This is a genomic window from Stenotrophomonas sp. STEN147 (genome assembly GCF_056757995.1).
In genome coordinates, this window is the sequence record NZ_JBRRCG010000002.1 from 404,859 (window position 1) to 424,872 (window position 20,014).

Genomic DNA, 20,014 nt, shown 5'->3' on the forward strand with positions numbered 1-20,014 from the left:
GGGTGGACCGCTCAGCGCAGGCGGATCAGCAGGCTGCCACCGGCGCAGATCGTCGCCAGCCACGCCACCCCAAGCCAGCCCCACTGCGCCAATGCCAGGCTGCCAAGTGCCCCTCCGGCGGCCATGCCGATGAACATGCCGGTGAACAGCACTGCATTGAGGCGGCTGCGTGCGGATGGCGCCAGGCCATACACCAGTGTCTGGTGGGCCACCAGGGCCGACTGGAAGCCGAAATCGAACAGCAGTGCGCTGGCCACCAGCAGTGGCAGCAGTGCCGCTGCGGGCAGCCACGATTCGGCGAGCAGCAGTGCAAAGCCCAGCAGTGCCACCATGATCGCCAGGCGTGCCACTGCGGGGCTGCCCAGCCTGTCGGCGAAGCGACCGGCGAACGGCGCCGCCAGCGCGCCCGCCGCACCGGCGATACCGAAGGCGCCCGCGGCAGCACTGCCCAGCCCCAGGCGCGCATGCAGCATCAGCGCCAGGGTTGACCAGAACGCGCTGAAACCCACCGCCAGCAACGACTGGCTCGCCACCGCCCGGCGCAGCTGCGGCTGCTCCCGCCACAGCGACAGCAACGAGCCCAACAGCGCCGGATAGCGCAACGTGCTGGTGGGTGCGAAGCGAGGCAGTGCACGTGCCATCACCGCCCCCATCGCCGCCACGGACACGGCTGCCAGTACGAACTGGGTGCGCCAGCCCCAGGCCTCGGCCACCATCCCGCTGACCACGCGCGACAGCAGGATGCCCAGCAGCAGACCGGTCATCACCCGTCCGACCACCTGCCCGCGTTGCGCATCCGGAGCCAGCGCCGCAGCGGCAGGCACGATGTCCTGGGCCAGCGTTGCCATCAACCCGACCAGCAGGCTGGCCATCAGCAGGCCCGGCAGGTGCCCCGCCCCGGCCGCTGCGGCGAGTGCAACCGACAGCAGCGCGGACTTCAGCAGGATCAGCGACCGGCGGTCGAAACGATCCCCCAAGGGCGCCAGCAGCAGGATGCCCAGCGCATAGCCGAGCTGGGTCAGGGTCGGCACCAGACCTGCCGCGCGCTCGCCCGCGGACAGGTCCTGGGCGATCAGTCCCAGCATCGGCTGGCTGTAATAGAGCGATGCCACCGAAAACCCGGCACCGGCCGCCATCGCCAGTACCAGGGAGGTGGAAGGTGCCACGACCGGTGGGGCGGTCACGGAAAGCGTGGGGGTGGACATCGGCAACTCCAGTCAGGGGGGATGGGCGTAGCCTGCGCCTATTCGCTTCACGTCTGTAGTAGGATCAAATGAATAATTTTCATACATGGTGCGTATGATGGAGATGGCCCCGGGCGCCGACCGGCTCGACCTGCTGCTCACCTTCCTGCGCATCGTCGACGCCGGCAGCCTGTCTGCCGCCGCCGCGCAGCTGGGTACCACCCAGCCCACCGTGAGCCGCCGACTGCAGGCGCTGGAACGGCAGCTGGGCCTGCGACTGCTGCACCGGTCCACGCATGGCCTGCAGCTGACCGAGGAGGGCATGCGCTGCCAGCGCCACGCGCAGCGGGTGGTGGAGGAATGGGAAACCCTCCAGGCCGAACTGCAGGGACAACCCGACGTGCTGCGTGGGCGCCTGCGGGTGATGGTGCCGCATGCATTTGGACAGGCACAGCTGCTGCCGACCATGCTCGCCTTCCTCGCCCGGCATCCACAGTTGAGCCTGGAGTGGATCCTCGAAGACCGGCGCCCGGACTTCATTGCCGAGGGCGTGGACTGTGCGGTGCGGGTCGGCCCGGTGGACGAGCCACGCATGGTCGCGCTGCCGCTGGCCGAAGTCCCACGAATCGTGGTCGCCGCGCCTTCGCTGGTCGATCCCGATGCGGTGACCACCGCTGCACAGGCGCAGGCGTTGCCCTGGATCTCCCTTGTCACCTACTACCGCGAGCGCCTGCAGCTGCACGACGCGCGCGGGCGTTTGCACACACTGTCGATCACGCCGCGCCTGCTCAGTGACAACCTGTTCGTGGTCCAGCAGGCGGCGCGGGCGGGCCTGGGTGCGGCGGTGGTATCGGCCTGGCTGGTCGCCGAGGATCTGGCGCACGGCCGCCTGGTCCAGTTGTTGCCGGGCTGGGAAGCGCCACCCCTGCCGGTGCATGTGGTGTTTCCTGCCGCGCGCCAGCAGCCGGCGCGGCTGCGCGCCTTCATCGATGCGATGAAGACCGCCCTGCCGCAGCTGCATGGCATGCGGCCGACTCCCGGTCTCAGTTCAAGCGCGCCTTGATCAACGGTCGCAGCAGGTAGTTCAGGACGCTGCGCTTGCCGGTCAGGATGTCCACATCCGCCACCATGCCGGGAATGATCGGCAGGGCCTCGCCGTGCCGCCGCAGCTGGCTGCCATCGGTGCGGATCAGCACCTGGTAGAACGATTCCTTGCCCCGCGGCGTATCCTCCTCGATGGTATCGGCACTGATCTGCTCGACGGTGCCGCTGAGTTCGCCGTAGATGGTGTAGTCATAGGCGGTGATCTTGACCTTGGCCGGCATGCCCGGCACCAGGAACGCGACGTCGCGCGGCTTGACGCGGGCTTCCACCAGCAGCCGTTCCTCCACCGGAATCACCTCCATGATCGGCTCGCCGGGAGGAATCACGCCACCGCGGGTATTGATCAGCACCGTGTTGACCCGCCCACGCACGGGCGACAGGATCTCGGTGCGCCGCAGCTGGTCCTGCCGCTGGTGCACGATCGGCTCCAGTGCGGACAACTCCGCCTTCAGCTTGGAGCGTTCGGTATAGGCTTCCTGGAAATAGGTGTTGCGCAGCTCGCTGAGCTTGCCGGTCAACGTGGCGATTTCCTGGGTCAGCTTCAACTCTTCCATCTGGCTGACGGCGTTGCGCGCGACCAGCGGCCGCACGATCCTCAGCTGGTCGCGCGCGATCGACAGCTGTTGGCCGATGGCTGCAGAACTCTGCTGCAATGTCGCACGGCGGGACTGGTACAGCTCCCGCTCCGAACGTGCCAGCGCGCTCCCGGCTGGAATGTCGTCCGGGAACTCGATGGCACCCTTGCCCAGTACCTCCGCATCCAGTCGCGCGATTGCGGCCCGCAGCACCTGCGACTGGTTGGCCGATTCCTCGTAGTTGGTGCGGAAGTGGGTTTCCTCCAGCCGCACCAGCGGCTGGCCCACTTCGACCAGATCTCCCTCCTTCACCAGCAGGCGATCGAGGATGCCGCCCTCCAGGCTCTGGATCTTCTGCATGCGGCTGTACGGGACCACCCTGCCCTCGCCACGGGTCACCTGGTCCAGCTGCGCAAGCGCGGCCCAGCCCACGGCGATGGCCACCGTCGCCAGCAGCACCCACAACAGCGGCCGGTATACGGGATGAGTGGACGCCAGCAGTGGATCGGCAAGCTCACACCGCAGGCGCTGCGAACGCTTCTGCCGCTCAACCATGATGTCCCCCTGCGACCGCGGCGATCGGCTGCACCTGGTTGCCCTGCACCACCTGCTCCAATGGGCCGTCCATGATGATCCTGCCGTTGCGCATCACCACGGCACGCTCGACGAGGGCCAGCATGCTGCGCTTGTGGGTGGTCAGTACCAGCGTGCGCTGGCCGAGCCAACGCTGCAGGAACTGGATGACATGGGTCTCGCTCTGCTGGTCGAAGGCGGCAGTGGGCTCATCCAGCAGCACGACAGGCGGATCCTGCAGGATCACCCGGGCCAGGCCGATGGCCTGGCGCTGGCCACCGGACAGGCTGCCGTTGCCCATCACCAGCTGGTCCAGCCCCAACGGATTGCCGCGCACGAACGGCCCCATGCCCACCGCATCCAGCGCCTCCAGCAGCTCCTCGTCCCGCCAGGCGGCACCTTCCAGATTGAGGTTGTCGCGCAGGCTGCCATGGAACAGCGCCACGTCCTGCGGCAGATAGCCGATGTTGCGTGCGCGGTCACCGGGATCGATCTGTGCCAACGCCACGTCGTCCAGCAACAGGCGTCCCTGCTGCGGTGTCACCAGTCCGGACAGCACGCGCAGCAGGCTGGACTTGCCCGCACCGTTGCCGCCCAGCAGCGCCACCCGCTGCCCAGGTGCGATGGACAGCGCCTGCACGTCGACCACCCACGGCCCTTCGCCCAGCGCCAGGCGGACATCGTGCAGCTGGTAGGCACCCTGCAGGCGCGGCCGGTGCACGAAGCGGGCGCCCTGTGGGCGCTCCTGCTCGGCGCCCATCAACTGGTCCAGCCCCTCCATGGCGACGCGGGTGTGCTGCCACCGCCCCAGCACCGCCGCAACCTGCGCCAGCGGCGCGATCGCCCGCGATGACAGGATCGAGCACGCCACCAGTGCGCCCACCGTCATCGCACCGTCATTGATGCGGTAGACACCGAAGGCAACCACGCCCACATAGGCAAGCTGCTGCACTACGGCCGCGCCATGGCTGAGGCTGGCGGTGAGCGTACTTGTCTTCAACGCCGTTCCCGCCAGTTGCGCCGTCAGGCTTTCCCAATGCTTCAGGCTGCGGCCTTCGGCACGGGTGGCCTTCACTGATTCCAGGTGTTCAAAGGCCTCCAGCAGCACGCTGTTCTTCATCGCCCCTTCGCGCAGATTCTGCCGCGACAGCTCACCCAGCCGGCGCTGCGCGAGCACGCCCGGCAGCACCATCAGGACACAGGCCACCACCGGCACCCAGACCACATGCCCACCGATCAGCGCGATCAGCAGCAGGAACACGAACACGAACGGCAGGTCGCTGAGCAGCGCAGCGGTGGACGAGGTGAAGAAATCACGCACGCCCTCAAACTCGCGCACCTGGGTACTGAATGCCCCCATCGACGCCGGCTTGGCGTTGATCCGGGTACCCAGCACGCGGGCAAACAGCAGCGTTCCCAGCTGCAGGTCCATGCGCTTGCCGAGCACATGCAGCAGCTGCCCGCGCAGGACGCGCAGCACCCCTTCGATGATGACCGCCAGGGCAACGCCACTGGCCAGCACCCATAGCGTGTCGAACGCTGCCACCGGCACCACCCGGTCATAGACCTGCATGGCGAAGATCGCCGTCGCGATGGCCAGCAGGTTGGCCACGAATGCGGCGGCCCCCACCTCGACATAGGAGCGCCACAGCTGACGCAGTGGCCCGTAGAACCAGTGCTCGCCCCGGCCCGCGGCGAAATCGCCGACCCGGCCATCCGAGCGGAAGCGCGGTTTGGCGAACACGGCCGTACCACTGTACAGCGCCTGCAGTGCCTGCAGCGGCATGGCCTGTGTGCCACCCTCGGCCTGTGGCACCTCCACCTGCGCCTGGTCATCGGTGATCGCCGTCAACAACAGCGTGTTGCCATTGTTCAGCAGCAGCAGGACCGGCAGCAGATAGGCGTCGATGTCGGTCAGCTCGAAGGCCTCCACACGCGCGTTCAGGTCCGCCCGCCGCAGCGCGCGTGGCACCCGCTGCAATGGCAGCCGCCCCTGCTCCAGAGCAATGCCGTCAACCAGCTCGGCAGCACCCAGTGGCCGGCCCAGCCGCTCGCACAGCAGCAGCAGGCCATCCTGCAGCGGGTCGCGCGGCGTGTTGCCGCTGCCGGTGGTGGTCGATTCAATGCGCGGCGTCTGCATGCGCCCTCCCTCCAAGCAGCTCACCCAGCTGCCCGATCTGGGCGGCAGCGCGATAATCGATGCGGACCCGCTCCATGCGCAGAGTCGCCAGCTGGCGTTCGGCCTCCATGCGCTCGCGCTGCACGCTGAGCAGATCGATGATGTCGCGGCGTCCGACCTGGAACTGGTCGTGATACAGACCGCCGACGTGCGTGGACTCCTCCACCTGTTGCTGCAGCGCCTGCTCACGCAGTACCAGCGCATCGGCGTTGTCGAACAAGGTGCGCATCTTGCGCCGCAGATCACGACGGGTGGCGTCGGCACTCCACTGCGCCGCCTCCAGTCGCTGCCGGGCTGCCGCCGGCCGCTGGAAATTGCTGAAGCCGCGCAGAACATCCATGCGCAGGCGCAGCGAAACCACCGCGTCGTTCTCCATCTGCCCGCCGATCTCGCGGCGCAGCGCCGATGCCTCCACGTTGAGCTGTGGCTTCAATGCCGCGCGTGATTCGGCCAGCTCCGCCTCGGCTGCAGCGGCATCCTCGCGCGATTCCCGCAGCAGCGGCGCGGCCTCGATCGCTGCATCCAGGCCGTCATGCTGCCATGCCCGCCTTCCGTCAGGCAGGTCGGGCGCCTGCAGCGGGCCAGCGTCCCGGCCCAGCAGCAGGGCCAGCTGGTTGTTGGCATCGCGCAACGCGCCTTCCTCGAACGCCAGCTGGTCCTGTCCGCGCGCGAACTCCAGCTGCGCGCGATCCAGCTCGGTGCGGTCGGCGTAGCCACTGCCGCTGCGGTCGCGGGCCATGCCGCGGACGCCCTCGATCCGCTGCAGGAAGTCACGCACGGCCACCACTCTTTCGCGGGCGACCAGCACGTCCAGGTAGGTCTCGATGATATCCAGCGCTGCGTCGTCCCGGGCGACCTCCAGCGCTGCCAGATAGCGGCGCTGGGTCGCACTGGCGGCCTCGACCTGGCTGCGCGTCCGGCCCCAGTCGAACAGCATCTGCGACAGCGTGACGTCGTACACCATCTCGGACATGTGTCCGGCCTGCGGTCCGCCGGAGACCTGCAGTGCGGGAAAGTAGCCCCCCCGTGCGATTTTCACGTCGGTGCCTGCCCGTTCCGCTTCGCTCAGCGCCGCACGCACCCGGGGATGGATCGCCAGTCCGGTCTGCACAGCCTGCTCCACACTCATCGCACTGGCCCCCGCCGCCAGGCCGCACAGCAGGAGGAGCGCGAACGCTCCTCCCGCCCACCGCCTTCGGCTCCGCCGTTGCGGCATCAGGCCACCACCTGCACCGAATTGTCCTCCACCAGCAGCGTGGTGCTGCCAAAGGTGTACACGTCGTAGGTCACGCCATTGATCAGCTGCGTGGTTCCGGTGTTGACCGCACCAATGACGTTCAGCACATCGTTGCTCTCGCCGGTGATCTGCAGCGTGTCGTTGCCATCGGTGATCGCCGCCACCTCCGCCGCCGTGAGGGTGAGCACGCTGCCCGAATCTCCCGTGCCCAGATCGATGCGCTCGATGTTGCTGAGCGTGCCCACACCGACCGAGTTGTAGTCCAGGTCGATGCCATTGGCCAGGATCAGGGTGTCGAAACCAGCCCCGCCATCGATGCTGACGAAGTTGGTGGCGGTGACCTGGATCGCATCGTCACCGTTGCCGGCGACCACGCGATCGCCGCTGCCGACGTTGAAGATCAGATCGCTGCCATCGCCGCCGTTGATGTGCTCGGAACTGCCGTTGGCGCCGGACAGTACGTCATTCCCGGATGTACCGTTGACATCGATCTGGCCGATGTTCAACGACAGGCCATTCGGACTCAGCGTGACGCCGTAGGCAGCGCTGTCGTTGCCGTTGGAATCGGTAGATACCAGATTGAAGGATATCTGCGACCCAAGGTTGAGGATATCGGTGATGTTCAACCCGAGCTGGCTGAGGATGGTCGGACTGAGCAGGTTCAGCGAGAAGTTGCCGGAGGAATCGGCCTGGATCGGCAGCAGCTCGACGTTCAGGGCGGGCGTGATCACCCGGATCACCACGCTCGAATCCGGCTCGGTGGTGCCACTGAAGCCAAAGCGCGGATTGAGAGGGTTGAGGCTGACGTCCACGCCGAAGTTGCCGATGGTGACCGGCTGTTCGATGCTGGTGCCGATGCCGATGCTGGCCACGTTGCTCGGATTGCCAGCCGGATCACTGCCCACGACCGACACCTGTGCATTGAGCAGCTGGTCCCAGGTGAAGTCGATATCCAGATCGGTGAGCAGATTCAGCGACGCCAGGCCACTGTTGTCGGCGGTGACCGTCGCCGTGGCCGTCACACCTCCTACCGTCAGCGTGACCGTCAACTCGGTGCCCGGTTCGGCGGAAATGGTCAGCAGATTGCCGACCAGCGACAGCACCGGGGTTGCGGGTGGAACCGTATCGATGGTGAAGCCTTCCGGCGCCGATGCGGTGCCACCGGCGACTTCGGCGGTGATGGTCGATGCGCCTTCCGGGAACGGCCCCATGCCAGCGGGCGGCGTCAAGGTCACGGTCACCGAACCGGCCGCGATGTCCGCAGCGGTGAGGGTGTGGCTGACATCGGCCTCATAGCCGTTCTGGCCCGCGAATCTGACAGTGATGACCTGCCCGACCTGCATCGTCGGACGAACGGTCACGTCGACCTGGATGCCGTCGCCGATTTCCGCAGCATTGATCCACGTGTCGGCGGCCTCCGGCACGCTGATGTCCGGCGGCGCAAGATCGGGGGCATTGATGGTCGCCGGACCGCTGGTATTGCCCGCCAGATCGATCGCCACCGCAGAGATCAGCTCGCCGGCGATCAACGGTGGTGCGAACGGCAGGCTGAAGTTACCGCTGCCATCCACATTGACTGTGATCGGGTTCGCGGTGTCTCCATTGACCACGATCCGGACCTGGCTGTTGGGCTCGGCCGTGCCGCTCAGCAGCGCACCGTCAGCACTCACGCTGAGCAGCGGCGCCGGCGGCGCTACGGCGTCCACCGTGGTGGTGGCCGGGCCGCTGTTGTTGCCCGCCGCATCCTGCGCGATGGCATTGATCACCGTGCCGTCGGGCAGCGGCGTGGCCGGGCTGAAGCTCCAGTTGCCGCTGCCATCGGCGGTAGTTTCGCCGATGGGATCGCCGTTGCCATCAGTGAGGATCACCGTGGCACCGGCTTCGGCGGTGCCAGCGATGACGCTGCCGTTGCTCGGATCGATCACCGGTGCCGGCGGCGCCACCGCATCGACGGTGGTGCTGACCGGGCCGCTGTCGTTGCCCGCCGCATCCTGCGCGATGGCATTGATCACGGTGCCGTCGGGCAGCGGCGCTCCAGGAGTGAAGCTCCAGTTGCCGCTGCCATCGGCGGTGGTTTCGCCGATGGGATCGCCGTTGCCATCGGTCAGGATCACCGTGGCACCCGCTTCGGCCGTGCCAGTGATGACGCTGCCATTGCTCGGGTCGATCACCGGGGCCGGCGGCGCTACCGCATCCACCGTGGTGGTGGCCGGGCCACTGCTATTGCCCGCCGCATCCTGCGCCACCGCGTTGATCACGGTGCCGTCGGGCAGCGGCGTGGCCGGGCTGAAGCTCCAGTTGCCACTGCCATCGGTGGTGGCCTGACCGATCGGATCGCCATTGCCATCGGTGAGGATCACCGTGGCGCCGGCTTCAGCCGTGCCGCTGATGACACTGCCGTTGCTCGGGTCGATCACCGGGGCCGGCGGCGCCACCGCATCCACCGTGGTGGTGGCCGGGCCGCTGATATTGCCTGCCGCATCCTGCGCCACCGCGTTGATCACGGTGCCATCGGGCAGCGGCGCTCCAGGGGTGAAGCTCCAGTTGCCACTGCCATCGGCGGTGGTCTGCCCAATCGGATCGCCGTTGCCATCGGTGAGGATCACCGTGGCGCCGGCTTCAGCCGTACCGCTGATGACGCTGCCGTTGCTCGGATCGATCACCGGGGCCGGCGGCGCCACCGCATCCACCGTGGTGGTGGCCGGGCCGCTGGTATTGCCCGCCGCATCCTGCGCGATGGCATTGATCACCGTGCCGTCGGGTAGCGGCGCGGCCGGGCTGAAGCTCCAGTTGCCGCTGCCATCGGCGGTGGTTTCGCCGATGGGATTGCCGTTGCCATCGGTCAGGATCACTGTCGCACCGGCTTCAGCGGTGCCAGTGATGATGCTGCCATTGCTCGGGTCGATCACCGGGGCCGGCGGCGCTACTGCATCCACCGTGGTGGTGGCCGGGCCGCTGGTGTTGCCCGCCGCATCCTGCGCAATGGCATTGATCACGGTGCCGTCGGGCAGCGGCGCACCCGGGGTGAAGCTCCAGTTGCCGCTGCCATCGGCGATCGCCTGCCCGATCGGATCGCCGTTGCCATCGGTGAGGATCACCGTGGCACCCGCTTCGGCCGTGCCAGTGATGACACTGCCATTGCTCGGGTCGATCACCGGGGCCGGCGGCGCCACCGCATCCACCGTGGTGGTGGCGGGGCCGCTGGTATTGCCTGCCGCATCCTGGGCCACCGCGTTGATCACGGTGCCATCGGGCAGCGGCGCACCGGGAGTGAAGCTCCAGTTGCCGCTGCCATCGGCGATCGCCTGCCCGATCGGATCGCCGTTGCCATCAGTGAGGATGACTGTCGCGCCGGCTTCAGCCGTACCGCTGATGACGCTGCCGTTGCTCGGGTCGATCACCGGGGCCGGCGGCGCCACCGCATCCACCGTGGTGGTGGCCGGGCCGCTGGTATTGCCCGCCGCATCCTGGGCGATGGCATTGATCACCGTGCCGTCGGGCAGCGGCGTAGCCGGGGTGAAGCTCCAGTTGCCGCTGCCATCGGCGGTGGCTTCGCCGATGGGATCACCGTTGCCGTCGGTCAGGATCACCTTCACGCCGGGCTCGACGGTGCCGGTGATCACCGTGCCGTTGCTGGCATCGAGCGTCGGCGCCGAGGGCGCGACCGCATCGACGGTCGTGCTGACCGGGCTGCTGTTGTTGCCGGCCGCGTCGCGCGCCAGTGCATTGATGACGGTGCCATCGGGCAGAGGCGTGCCGGGCGTGAACGACCAGTTGCCACTGCCATCGGCGATGGTCTGCCCGATCGGAATACCGTTGCCGTCAGTGAGGATCACTGTCGCACCGGCTTCGGCGGTACCGCTGATGACGCTGCCATTGCTCGCATCGAGCGTCGGTGCCGGCGGCGCCACCGTATCCACGGTCGTCGTGGCCGGGCCGCTGCCGTTGCCCGCCGCATCCTGCGCCACCGCAGTGATCACCGTTCCATTCGGCAACGGTGTGGCCGGCGTGTAGCTCCAGTTACCGCTGCCATCGGCGGTGGTCTGCCCGATCGGGTTGCCGCTGCCATCGGTCAGGATCACCGTCGCGCCGGCTTCGGCCGTGCCGCTCACCACACTGCCGTTGCTCGGGTCGATCACCGGTGCCGGCGGCGCCACCGTATCCACGGTCGTCGTGGCCGGGCCACTCGCGTTGCCTGCCGCATCCTGGGCCACCGCCGTGATCACCGTGCCATCGGGCAGCGGCGTGGCGGGCGTGAACGACCAGTTGCCACTGCCATCGGCGGTGGTCTGGCCGATCGGATCGCCATTGCCATCGGTCAGGATCACCGTCGCGCCGGCTTCGGCGGTACCGCTGATCACCGCACCGTTGCTGGCGTTGATCACCGGCGCTGGCGGCGCCACCGCATCAACGGTGGTACTGGCCGAGCCGCTGCTGTTGCCGGCCACGTCCTGCGCCACCGCAGTGATCACGGTGCCGTCCGGCAGTGGCGTTCCCGGCGTGAAGCTCCAGTTGCCACTGCCATCGGCGGTGGTCTGCCCGATCGGGTTGCCGTTGCCATCGGTGAGGATCACCGTGGCACCGGCTTCTGCAGTGCCGCTGATGATGCTGCCGTTGCTGGCATCGATGACGGGCGCCGGCGGTGCGACCGCATCGACCGTGGCGCTGGCCGGGCCACTGGTATTGCCCGCCGCATCCTGGGCGACCGCAGTGATCACCGTGCCGTCCGGCAGTGCCGTGGCGGGGGTGAAGCTCCAGTTGCCGCTGCCATCGGCCGTGGTCTGCCCGATCGGGTTGCCGTTGCCATCGGTGAGAATCACTATCGCACCGGCTTCGGCGGTGCCGCTGATCACCACGCCGTTGCTGGCGTTGATGACCGGTGCCGGCGGTGCCACCGCATCCACGGTGATGCTGGCCGGGCCACTGCTGTTGCCAGCCGGGTCCGTCGCGATGGCGTTGACCACCGTGCCGTCGGGCAATGGTGTGGCCGGGGTGAAGCTCCAGTTGCCGCTGCCATCGGCCGTGGTCTGCCCGATCGGAGTGCCGCTGCCGTCGGTCAGCACGATGATTGCATTGGCCTCTGCAGTGCCACTGATCTCGGCACCATTGCTGGGATCGATCACGGGCGCCGGCGGCGCAACGCCATCGATGGTGATGGCCGCCGGCGCACTGTCGACACCCGAAGGACTGCGCGCGATCACATTGACCACGGTTCCATCGGGCAGCGGTACGCCCGGGGTGAACGACCAGTTGCCACCACCGTCAGCCGTGACCTGCCCGATCGGGTTGCCGCTGCCATCGGTGATGATGACCGTATTGCCCGGATCTGCAGTACCGCTGATCACCGAGCCGTTGCTGGGATCGATCAGCGGAATCGAGGGCAACGAACTGTCGACGGTGGTGCTTGCCGGTGCGCTGGTGTTGCCTGCGGCATCGGTCGCGGTGACGTTGACCACCGTGCCATCGGGCAGCGGCGTGGCGGGGCTGAAGCTCCAGTTGCCACTGCCATCGACAGTGGCCTGCCCGATCGGATTGCCGTCGCCGTCGGTCAGCGTCACGGTGCTGTTCGGTTCGGCGGTACCGGTGAGGACGTTGCCATTGCTGGCATTGACGACCGGCGTAGGCGGCGCCACCGCATCGACCGTGGTGCTGCCCTGCGGGCCGGTGTTGCCGGCCGCGTCCTGCGCGACCGCGTTGACCACCGTCCCGTCAGGCAGTGCCGTGGCCGGGGTGAAGCTCCAGTTGCCGCTGCCATCGGCAGTGGTCTGTCCGATCGGGTTGCCATTGCCATCGGTGAGGATCACCGTGGCGCCGGCCTCGGCGGTGCCGGTGATCGTCGTGCCGTTGCTCGGTTCGAGCACGGGGGCCGGCGGCGGCAGCGCATCGACGGTGATGGCCGCCTGCGGGCCGGTATTGCCGGTGGCATCGGTGGCGGTCGCCACGATCACCGTCCCGTCCGGCAGCGGCGTGCCGGGAGTGAAGCTCCAGTTGCCACTGCCATCGGCGGTGACCTGGCCGATCGGATTGCCGCTGCCGTCGGTCAGGATGACCGTACTGCCGGCTTCGGCAGTACCACTGACGGTGGTGCCGTTGCTGGGATCGATGACCGGCGCCGGCGGCGCACTGGCATCGACAGAGACGGTGGATGGCGGGCTGGTATTGCCGGCCGCGTCCACCGCCACGGCCGTGACGACGGTGCCATCGGGCAGCGGGGTGGCCGGCGTGTAGCTCCAGTTGCCGCTGCCATCGACGGTGACCTCCACGATCAGACCACCGTTGCCATCAGTAAGGATGATCTTGCTGTTGGGCTCGGCGGTACCGCTGACCGTGTTGCCGTTGCTGGGATTCAGCACCGGCGTCGCCGGTGGCAGCGCGTCCACGGTGATGCTGGTCGCGCCGCTGGTATTGCCAGAGGCATCGGTGGCGGTCGCGCTGACGACGCTGCCATCGGGCAGCGGCGTAGCGAGCGGGAACGACCAGTTGCCGTTGCTGTCGACCGGGGCCTGACCGAAGGGATTACCGCTGCCATCGATCAACGTGACGACACTGCCCGGCTCGGCCGTGCCAGTGAGCGTGATGCCATTGCTCGGGTTGACCACGGGTGCGGCAGGCGCGACGGCATCGACCGTGATCGACGAAGGCGCACTGGTGTTGCCGTTGGCATCGGTGGCCGTGGCGTTGATCACGGTGCCATCAGGAAGCGGCGTCGCCGGAGTGAAGGTCCAGTCGCCAAAGCCATCGGCGGTGACCTGCGCAATGAGATTGCCATTGCCGTCGGTGAGCGTCACCGTGCTTCCCGGCTCGGCGGTGCCTACGATCAGGGTGCCATTGCTGACGTCGAGCACGGGCGCCGACGGCGCCTGCGAGTCGATGGTGACGCTGCTGCCGACGCTGGCATTGCCGGAGCCATCCACTGCCACGGCGTTGACCACCGTCCCGTTGGGCAGCGGCGTGGCGGGCGTGTAGCTCCAGTTGCCGCTTCCATCCACCGTCACGCTGGCAATCGGATCACCATTGCCATCGGTGAGGATCACCCTGCTGCCAGGCTCGGCGGTGCCAGTGACTGCGCTGCCGTTGCTCAGGTTCAGCACAGGCGCGGCCGGTGGCACCGCATCCACCGTGGTTCCGCCCTGCCCGCCGGTGTTGCCTGCCGCGTCGGTGGCGGTGGCATTGATCACGGTACCGTCCGGCAGTGGCGTGGTCGGGGTGAAGCTCCAGTTGCCGTTGCCGTCAGTGGTGGTCTGGCCTATCGGAGTGCCGCTGCCGTCAGTCAGCGTCACGGTACTGCCGGGCTCGGCCGTACCACTGATGCTCGTGCCGTTGCTGGGAAGGACGACCGGGGCGGCGGGTGCGACCGCATCAACGATGATGCTGGCGCCGGGGCCGGTGTTGCCGGTGGCGTCCGTGGCACTGGCGTTGACCACGGTGCCGTTCGGAAGCGGTGTGGCCGGGGTGAAGCTCCAGTCACCGTTGCCGTCGGCGGTGACCTGCCCGATCGGATTACCGTTGCCATCGGTCAACGTGACCGTGCTGCCGGGCTCGGCGGTTCCGCTGAGCGTGGTGCCGTTGCTGGCCTCGAGTACGGGCGCGGCGGGCGGCTGCGAATCCACGGTGACCGTTGCCGGCGGGCTGCTGTTGCCTGCGGCATCCTCGGCAACCACCGTGACCACCGTACCATCGGGCAGCGGCGTGCCGGGGGTGTAGCTCCAGTTGCCGCTGCCATCGACGGCGACTTCCGCAATCGGATTGCCGTTGCCATCGGTCAGCACCACCGTGCTGCCGGGCTCGGCGGTGCCCGTGAGCGTGCCGCCATTGCTGGGCTCCACGGTAGGCGTGGACGGCGCGACAGCATCGACCGTGGTGCTGCCCTGGCCGCTGGTGTTGCCGGCCGGATCGGTCGCGGTGGCATTCACCACCGTGCCGTCCGGCAACGGCGTGCCCGGGGTGAAACTCCAGTGGCCATCGCCATCGGTGGTGACCTGGCCGATCGGGTTGCCATTGCCGTCGGTGAGGGTCACCGTGCTCCCGGCCTCGGCGGTACCGCTGATCGTCGTGCCGTTGCTTGGATCGATGACCGGTGTGGCAGGCGCAACGCCATCGATGGTGATCGACGTGGCAGGGCTGGTGTTGCCGGCCGCATTCTGGGCCACTGCAGTGACCACGGTTCCATCAGCAAGCGCCGCAGGCGGCGTGAAGCTCCAGTTGCCGCTCGCATCCGCCACCGTCTGGCCGATCGGATTGCCATCGGCATCTGTGAGCAGGATGGTCAGGCCCGCGCCCGCCGTTCCGGAAATCACACTGCCATTGCTGGCATTCACCAGCGGCGCGTCGGGATAGTCGGGCGCCTGCACCGTGACCGGCGGACTGCTGTTGCCGGCCGGATCGGTCACCACCACGCTGATCGTCTCGCCTTGGGTCAGCGGTGGGTCCAGTGGCACCGTGAACTGGCCGTCGCCGCCGATCACCACGGTGGCATCGGGCTGGCCATCGCCATCGGTATCCACGCCCACCGTCGCTCCTGGCTCACCGCTGCCGCTGATGCTGCTGCCGTCGTCAGCCACCACCACGTTGCTGGCCGCTGCAGGCGGTGTGGTATCGGGGGCCGTCGCCTGCCCCGGTCCACTCACGTTGCCGGCGGCATCGACCAACGTCACGCTGACATTCTCGCCGTTGGTCAACGGCGGCGACAGGGTGACACTGAATCGCCCATCGGCGCCCACCGTTCCGGTCGCATCAGGCTGACCGTCACCATTGGTATCGACGCGCACCGTCGCACCGACTTCACCGCTGCCGGTAAGCGTCCGGCCATCTGCACTGAATGCCAGCCCGGTGGGTGCGGCCGGCGGCGTGGTATCGGGTACCGGGGGATTCTGCGGTGGATTCGCCGATCCGCCACCACCACCGCCGCCGCTGTCGGCCAACGCCACCGCCGCGCCGACCGCGGCCAGCCCGCCCAGCACCATCGCGCCGCTGATGCCACTGCCCGCGCCCGCGCCCGCTGCCGTCAGCGAGTCGAATCCAGCCAGCGTCTCCTGCGGCAGATAGCTCGCCGCCAACGGCCCATCGCTGGCCACCGCCGGCAGATCAACGGCCACGAGCTTCTTGTCATCCACCAGGAACAGATGGCTGGGCGATTGTCCCTCGGCATAGAAGTTGGCGATGCGGACGTTCTCGCCGGTCTTCAGCTGCACCACGAGATCCTGGCCGTCCTTCACGTAGCCGGCGATCTGATCTGGATCGATGTCCAGTGCGACGTTGCTGCTCTGCTGCAGCGTCACGACATCATTGCGGACGGTGGTGGCGGCGGTATCGGAGGTGATCGATTCGCTTGCCGGGACAACCTTGACGCGGATGGCCATGGGACATTCCTCTCTTCTACAGGCGCGCCGCCATGCGCACAACGACGTCACGCACAGCGATCACGCTGGCACGGCGGCACGGAACGGATATGTTTTCGCGCGAAGCCACCACCAACAGGCACACCGCCTGCTGCCGGATACGTGCTTCGGATTCTTCAGGCGACCGGATGCAGCGATGCGACGCGCCCAGTCGTGGTGCGATGCAGCGCTACAGCGTGGGCGCGAGATGCAGATGCATGAACGACAATCCTCTTGTCTGGAATCGCCGACGCGCGTTCAGCGACGCGGTCAGGGCCGTCGGACGTCGGCCATTGCTCCCCGTCCGATGCGGGAGGGTATACACCGCGTCGAAGTGAACGTTCCATGCAGATTGCGTGCATGCGGCCTTCATTGCGTGGGTCGTTGAAAGCTCTGTGACGCAGTTGGCACGTCATTACGCTTGAAGAGCCGTTTTTCCGGGGAAAAAAACGATGCCAATTGACGCTTTAGGCTTGTTTTGCGCGGCGCAAAACGAACGAAGGAACGGTTGGGAGTGCCCGCAGCAACGCGTGGCGACTCCCCCGTTCCCCTCATCACTACAACGATGACTGCGTTCAGTCCGCTGATCGGGCCTTGTCTGCTTCATCGTTCCACGCGGCCACGCGCGCGCGGGTGTCGGCCAGCATCTTGTCCAGCGCTGCACGATCATGCACGTGGCCGCGCAGGATCACGCTGTCGATCTTCCCGGTCGCGGCGATGTCCTGCAGCGGATTGGCGGTCAGCAGTACCAGGTCCGCGGCCTTGCCCGTGGCCACGCTGCCGTAGCGGTCCATCTGCCCGAACCAGGCCGGGCCAGACCGCGTGGCCGCTGACAGGGCCTGGGGCGGTGTCAGCCCTTCCTGCACGAACAGCTGCAGTTCCTGGTGCAGTCCGATCCCGGGATAGTTGAACGAATTAAGGAAGCCGGCGTCGGTGCCGGCAATGATCGTCACACCCGCTTCCTGAAGCATCGGCAGCACCGCGGCCACCTGCCGGTACTGCGCATGCCGCGCCTGGATCTGTGCCGGCGTGGCCTTGGCCGCACGCTCCACGCGCCACTGGTAGGTGGCACGCAGGCCGGGGCCGATGTAGGCCAGATAGGGATCGTGGGCATGATCGTCCTGATCGAGGAAGTCGAGAATGCGTCCGCCGTTGAGTGTGGGCGTCACGAACACGCCTCGACGGGCGAAATCACGATACGCGCGCATCGCGGTGTCACGGTCGAAACTGGCATCCAGCTGCCGGTTGGCTTCTGCACGATCGATACGCCCGGCGCCGAAATCGGCTGCAATCCGCGCCTCATCCCTGCTGCCCGCCTTGAACGCATAGTCCAGGTGTTCGATCGACGCCAGGCCAGCATCGACGGCCTGCTCCACGGTCAGTGCCATTGGGATATGGCCCGATGCCCTGAATCCTGCCTTGCGCGCGGCGGCAGCCGAGTACAGGAACAGTTCCGGCGTCAGCGTACTGTCCGTGATCTTGACGAAGTCAACCTTGTCGCGCTGTAGCCGCGTGATCGCCTGATCGGCGTCGGCGCGGCTGCCGACTTCGATCGTCCCCTTCCAGACCGGCTTGATGCCTTCGATCTTGGCGCCGGAGCTGAGCAGGCGTGGACCGAACAATGTGCCGGCGGCAATCTCGCCCCGCCATTGCAGCACCTGCTGCGGCAGATCACCCGAGCAGTCGCGCACGGTGGTGATGCCATGGGCGATGTACAGCGGCAGCAGTGCCTTGTTCTCCTCGATCAGCGCAGGGCCTCCGCCGAAGTGCACATGCATGTCCCACAGTCCCGGAATCAGGTACTTCCCCTGCGCATCCAGCTGCCGGTCCGCGCGCCACTGGCCCTCAAGCCGTGCGTCAGGGCCGACCGCAACGATCGTCTCGCCGCGGATCACCACGCTCTGCCCCGGCAGCGCGCGGGCGTGCTCCACATCGACCACGGTGGCATTGCGGATCAGCAGATCGGCACGTTCGGCCGCAGCAGCGGACAGCGGTGCGCAGGCGAACAGCACAGCAAGAGACAACGGGCGGAAACAGAACATGGACAACATCCTGGTAGGCACGGCCAGCGTGCGGAATGGAAGGGAGCAGATATCAGCGTGTCGCGCCATGCTGGCGCAGCAGGGTTTCGATCGCGGCGAATCCGCGTTTGCGCGCGTGAGCCAGCGGCGTCACGCCCTCGCCATCGGCCAGCTCCGGATCGGCGCCCGCTTCGAGCAGCAGCTGCACGATCTGCGTGTGGCGCGGCCCTCCATCGCCGAGCAGGATCGCTTCCAGCAGCGCCGTCCAATGCAGTCGATTGACGTGGTCCACTGCCACGCCCGCACGCAGCAGCATGCGTACCGTGGCGACGTGGCCACGCTCGGCGGCAGGAATCAGGGCGGTGCCGCCATAACGATTGGTGCTGCGCAGGTCCGCACCATGGCTCAGGGTCAAGGCCAGGATCCGGTCCAGTCCGCGCGCGCCGGCGTACAGGTAGGCGCTGTCCTGCAGCCTGTCCTTGGCGTTGACATCGGCCCCCGCCTCCATCAGCACGCGCGCCGCGTCCACGCGGTTGCCATGGGTCGCCAGCAGCAGCGCGGTGCGGCCCTGTGCATCGCGCGCTTCCAATGCCGCGCCATCGGCCAGTGCCTGGCGCACCGCTCCGGCATCGCCGCGGCTGGCGGCCTCCCGCAACCGCACGTCGGCCTGGCCGGACGGGTCTGCGGCACAGGCCGGAAGTGCCACGGCCAGCAGGCACAGCAGAAGCGCGCGCCGTGAGGGCGAAGCCCAGCGCAGACAGCGGTGTTGCAGGTACATGATGAACCCTCCGGAATCACTCGGCCGGACGTTGCCGGTGCCTTGGCCGCATGGTAGAAGTCGCCACGGGTATCCAGAAATGAAATGTTCAAATGCAAGAAAGTTCAAAATCGAATAGATCACTGTTCGAACTGGACCTGCTGCGGGCCCTGGTGATGGTGGCCGACTGCGGCAGCTTCACCACTGCGGCCACCCGCCTGCACTCGACCCAGTCCACGGTCAGCCAGAAGGTGCGTCGTCTGGAAGAGCTGGCCGGTCATCGCCTGCTCGAGCGTGGCCATCGCGATGTGCAGCCCACCGACGCCGGCCACACGCTGCTGGGCTATGCGCGGCGCATGCTCGACCTGAACGAGGAAATGGCGCAGGCATTGGCAGGCGCCACGGTCGAAACAGCGGTCCGCATCGGTGTGCCCGAGGACTTCGTCAACGCGCAGACCACGCGCATGCTGGCCGCTTTCAGCCGCCGCCATCCGCAGGTGAAGCTGGAGATCAGCAGCGGCCTCAGCCGCGATCTGGCCCATGGCTTCGACCATGGCGAACTGGACCTGGTCCTGGTCAAGCAGCGCCGAAACAGCCGCCAGGCCGTGCATTGCCGGCGTGAACCGATGCACTGGATCGACAGCCTGCGCAGTGGCTGCCTGCTGCAGGAGCCTGTGCCGCTGGTGACCTTCCCGCCGCGCGGACTGTACCGCGACGAAATGATCCAGGCGGTCGAAGCACTCGGCCTGCGCTGGCGCATCGCTTTCACCAGTTCATCGCTCAGCGGCATCCAGGGCGCGGTTGCCGATGGCATCGGCATCAGCCTGCTGCCGCGTCGGGCAGTGGGCCGCGGACACCGCATCATCGACGGCGAACGGAACCTGCCGGTGATCGACAACTACGAGATCGGGCTGCTGCACCGTGGCGACGCCGATGAGGCCGTGCGTGCGCTGGCCAGCGAGCTGTGGCAGCAGGTGCAGCGCGAGCCGGTATGAGCCCGTTCGATG

At 67.6% G+C, this 20,014-nt stretch carries 9 protein-coding genes; 2 read left to right on the forward strand and 7 right to left on the reverse strand.

The genetic code is table 11. The features are described from left to right. Positions 1–11 precede the first annotated feature (11 nt). Positions 12–1,205: an MFS transporter gene (locus ACVOKU_RS04670; protein ID WP_481559246.1), complete on the reverse strand. Its 1,194-nt coding sequence runs from the start codon at positions 1,203–1,205 to the stop codon at positions 12–14. A gap of 94 nt (positions 1,206–1,299) precedes the next feature. Here ACVOKU_RS04670 and ACVOKU_RS04675 point away from each other — a divergent pair, with 94 nt between their 5' ends. Next, positions 1,300–2,247 (forward strand): LysR family transcriptional regulator, encoded by a 948-nt coding sequence (locus ACVOKU_RS04675; protein ID WP_481559285.1) that lies wholly within the window; start codon positions 1,300–1,302, stop codon positions 2,245–2,247. Here the strand turns inward: ACVOKU_RS04675 and ACVOKU_RS04680 are convergent. From ACVOKU_RS04680 to ACVOKU_RS04705, 6 genes are all read right to left on the reverse strand, one after another. Continuing rightward, positions 2,228–3,418, reverse strand: a complete 1,191-nt coding sequence (locus ACVOKU_RS04680) for a beta-barrel domain-containing protein (protein WP_481559247.1) — start codon at positions 3,416–3,418, stop codon at positions 2,228–2,230. The genes ACVOKU_RS04675 and ACVOKU_RS04680 overlap by 20 nt on opposite strands. Further along, positions 3,411–5,576 carry a type I secretion system permease/ATPase gene (locus ACVOKU_RS04685; RefSeq protein WP_481559248.1) on the reverse strand — a complete coding sequence of 722 codons (2,166 nt, stop codon included), beginning with the start codon at positions 5,574–5,576 and terminating at the stop codon, positions 3,411–3,413. Before ACVOKU_RS04685 ends, ACVOKU_RS04680 begins: the two co-directional genes overlap by 8 nt. Beyond that, the gene (locus ACVOKU_RS04690) at positions 5,557–6,726 is read right to left on the reverse strand and encodes a TolC family protein (protein ID WP_481559249.1); all 1,170 of its coding nucleotides are present in this window, start codon (positions 6,724–6,726) and stop codon (positions 5,557–5,559) included. The genes ACVOKU_RS04685 and ACVOKU_RS04690 overlap by 20 nt, the downstream gene beginning before the upstream one ends. Before the next feature lie 104 nt (positions 6,727–6,830). Further along, the gene (locus ACVOKU_RS04695) at positions 6,831–16,211 is read right to left on the reverse strand and encodes an Ig-like domain-containing protein (RefSeq protein ID WP_481559250.1); all 9,381 of its coding nucleotides are present in this window, start codon (positions 16,209–16,211) and stop codon (positions 6,831–6,833) included. A 593-nt stretch (positions 16,212–16,804) separates the two neighbouring features. Next, a complete protein-coding gene (locus ACVOKU_RS04700; protein ID WP_481559251.1) occupies positions 16,805–18,271 on the reverse strand; it encodes an amidohydrolase family protein in 1,467 nt (488 codons plus the stop codon). A gap of 52 nt (positions 18,272–18,323) precedes the next feature. Continuing rightward, on the reverse strand, positions 18,324–19,028 hold the full coding sequence (locus ACVOKU_RS04705; RefSeq protein ID WP_481559252.1) for an ankyrin repeat domain-containing protein: 705 nt from the start codon (positions 19,026–19,028) through the stop codon (positions 18,324–18,326). Between the two features lie 92 nt (positions 19,029–19,120). Between ACVOKU_RS04705 and ACVOKU_RS04710 the strand changes: the two genes are divergently transcribed. After that, complete coding sequence (locus ACVOKU_RS04710; protein ID WP_481559253.1) at positions 19,121–20,002, forward strand: LysR substrate-binding domain-containing protein; 882 nt, start codon at positions 19,121–19,123, stop codon at positions 20,000–20,002. The last annotated feature ends 12 nt before the right edge of the window (positions 20,003–20,014 follow it).

Excerpts from the sequence above, each read along its gene's own strand:
- ACVOKU_RS04680 (WP_481559247.1), bottom strand. The coding sequence starts at position 3,418 with ATGGTTGAGCGGCAGAAGCGTTCGCAGCGCCTGCGGTGTGAGCTTGCC.
- ACVOKU_RS04675 (WP_481559285.1), top strand. The coding sequence starts at position 1,300 with ATGATGGAGATGGCCCCGGGCGCCGACCGGCTCGACCTGCTGCTCACC.
- ACVOKU_RS04710 (WP_481559253.1), top strand. The coding sequence starts at position 19,121 with ATGCAAGAAAGTTCAAAATCGAATAGATCACTGTTCGAACTGGACCTG.
- ACVOKU_RS04695 (WP_481559250.1), bottom strand. The coding sequence starts at position 16,211 with ATGGCCATCCGCGTCAAGGTTGTCCCGGCAAGCGAATCGATCACCTCC.
- ACVOKU_RS04670 (WP_481559246.1), bottom strand. The coding sequence starts at position 1,205 with ATGTCCACCCCCACGCTTTCCGTGACCGCCCCACCGGTCGTGGCACCT.
- ACVOKU_RS04705 (WP_481559252.1), bottom strand. The coding sequence starts at position 19,028 with ATGTACCTGCAACACCGCTGTCTGCGCTGGGCTTCGCCCTCACGGCGC.
- ACVOKU_RS04700 (WP_481559251.1), bottom strand. The coding sequence starts at position 18,271 with ATGTTCTGTTTCCGCCCGTTGTCTCTTGCTGTGCTGTTCGCCTGCGCA.
- ACVOKU_RS04685 (WP_481559248.1), bottom strand. The coding sequence starts at position 5,576 with ATGCAGACGCCGCGCATTGAATCGACCACCACCGGCAGCGGCAACACG.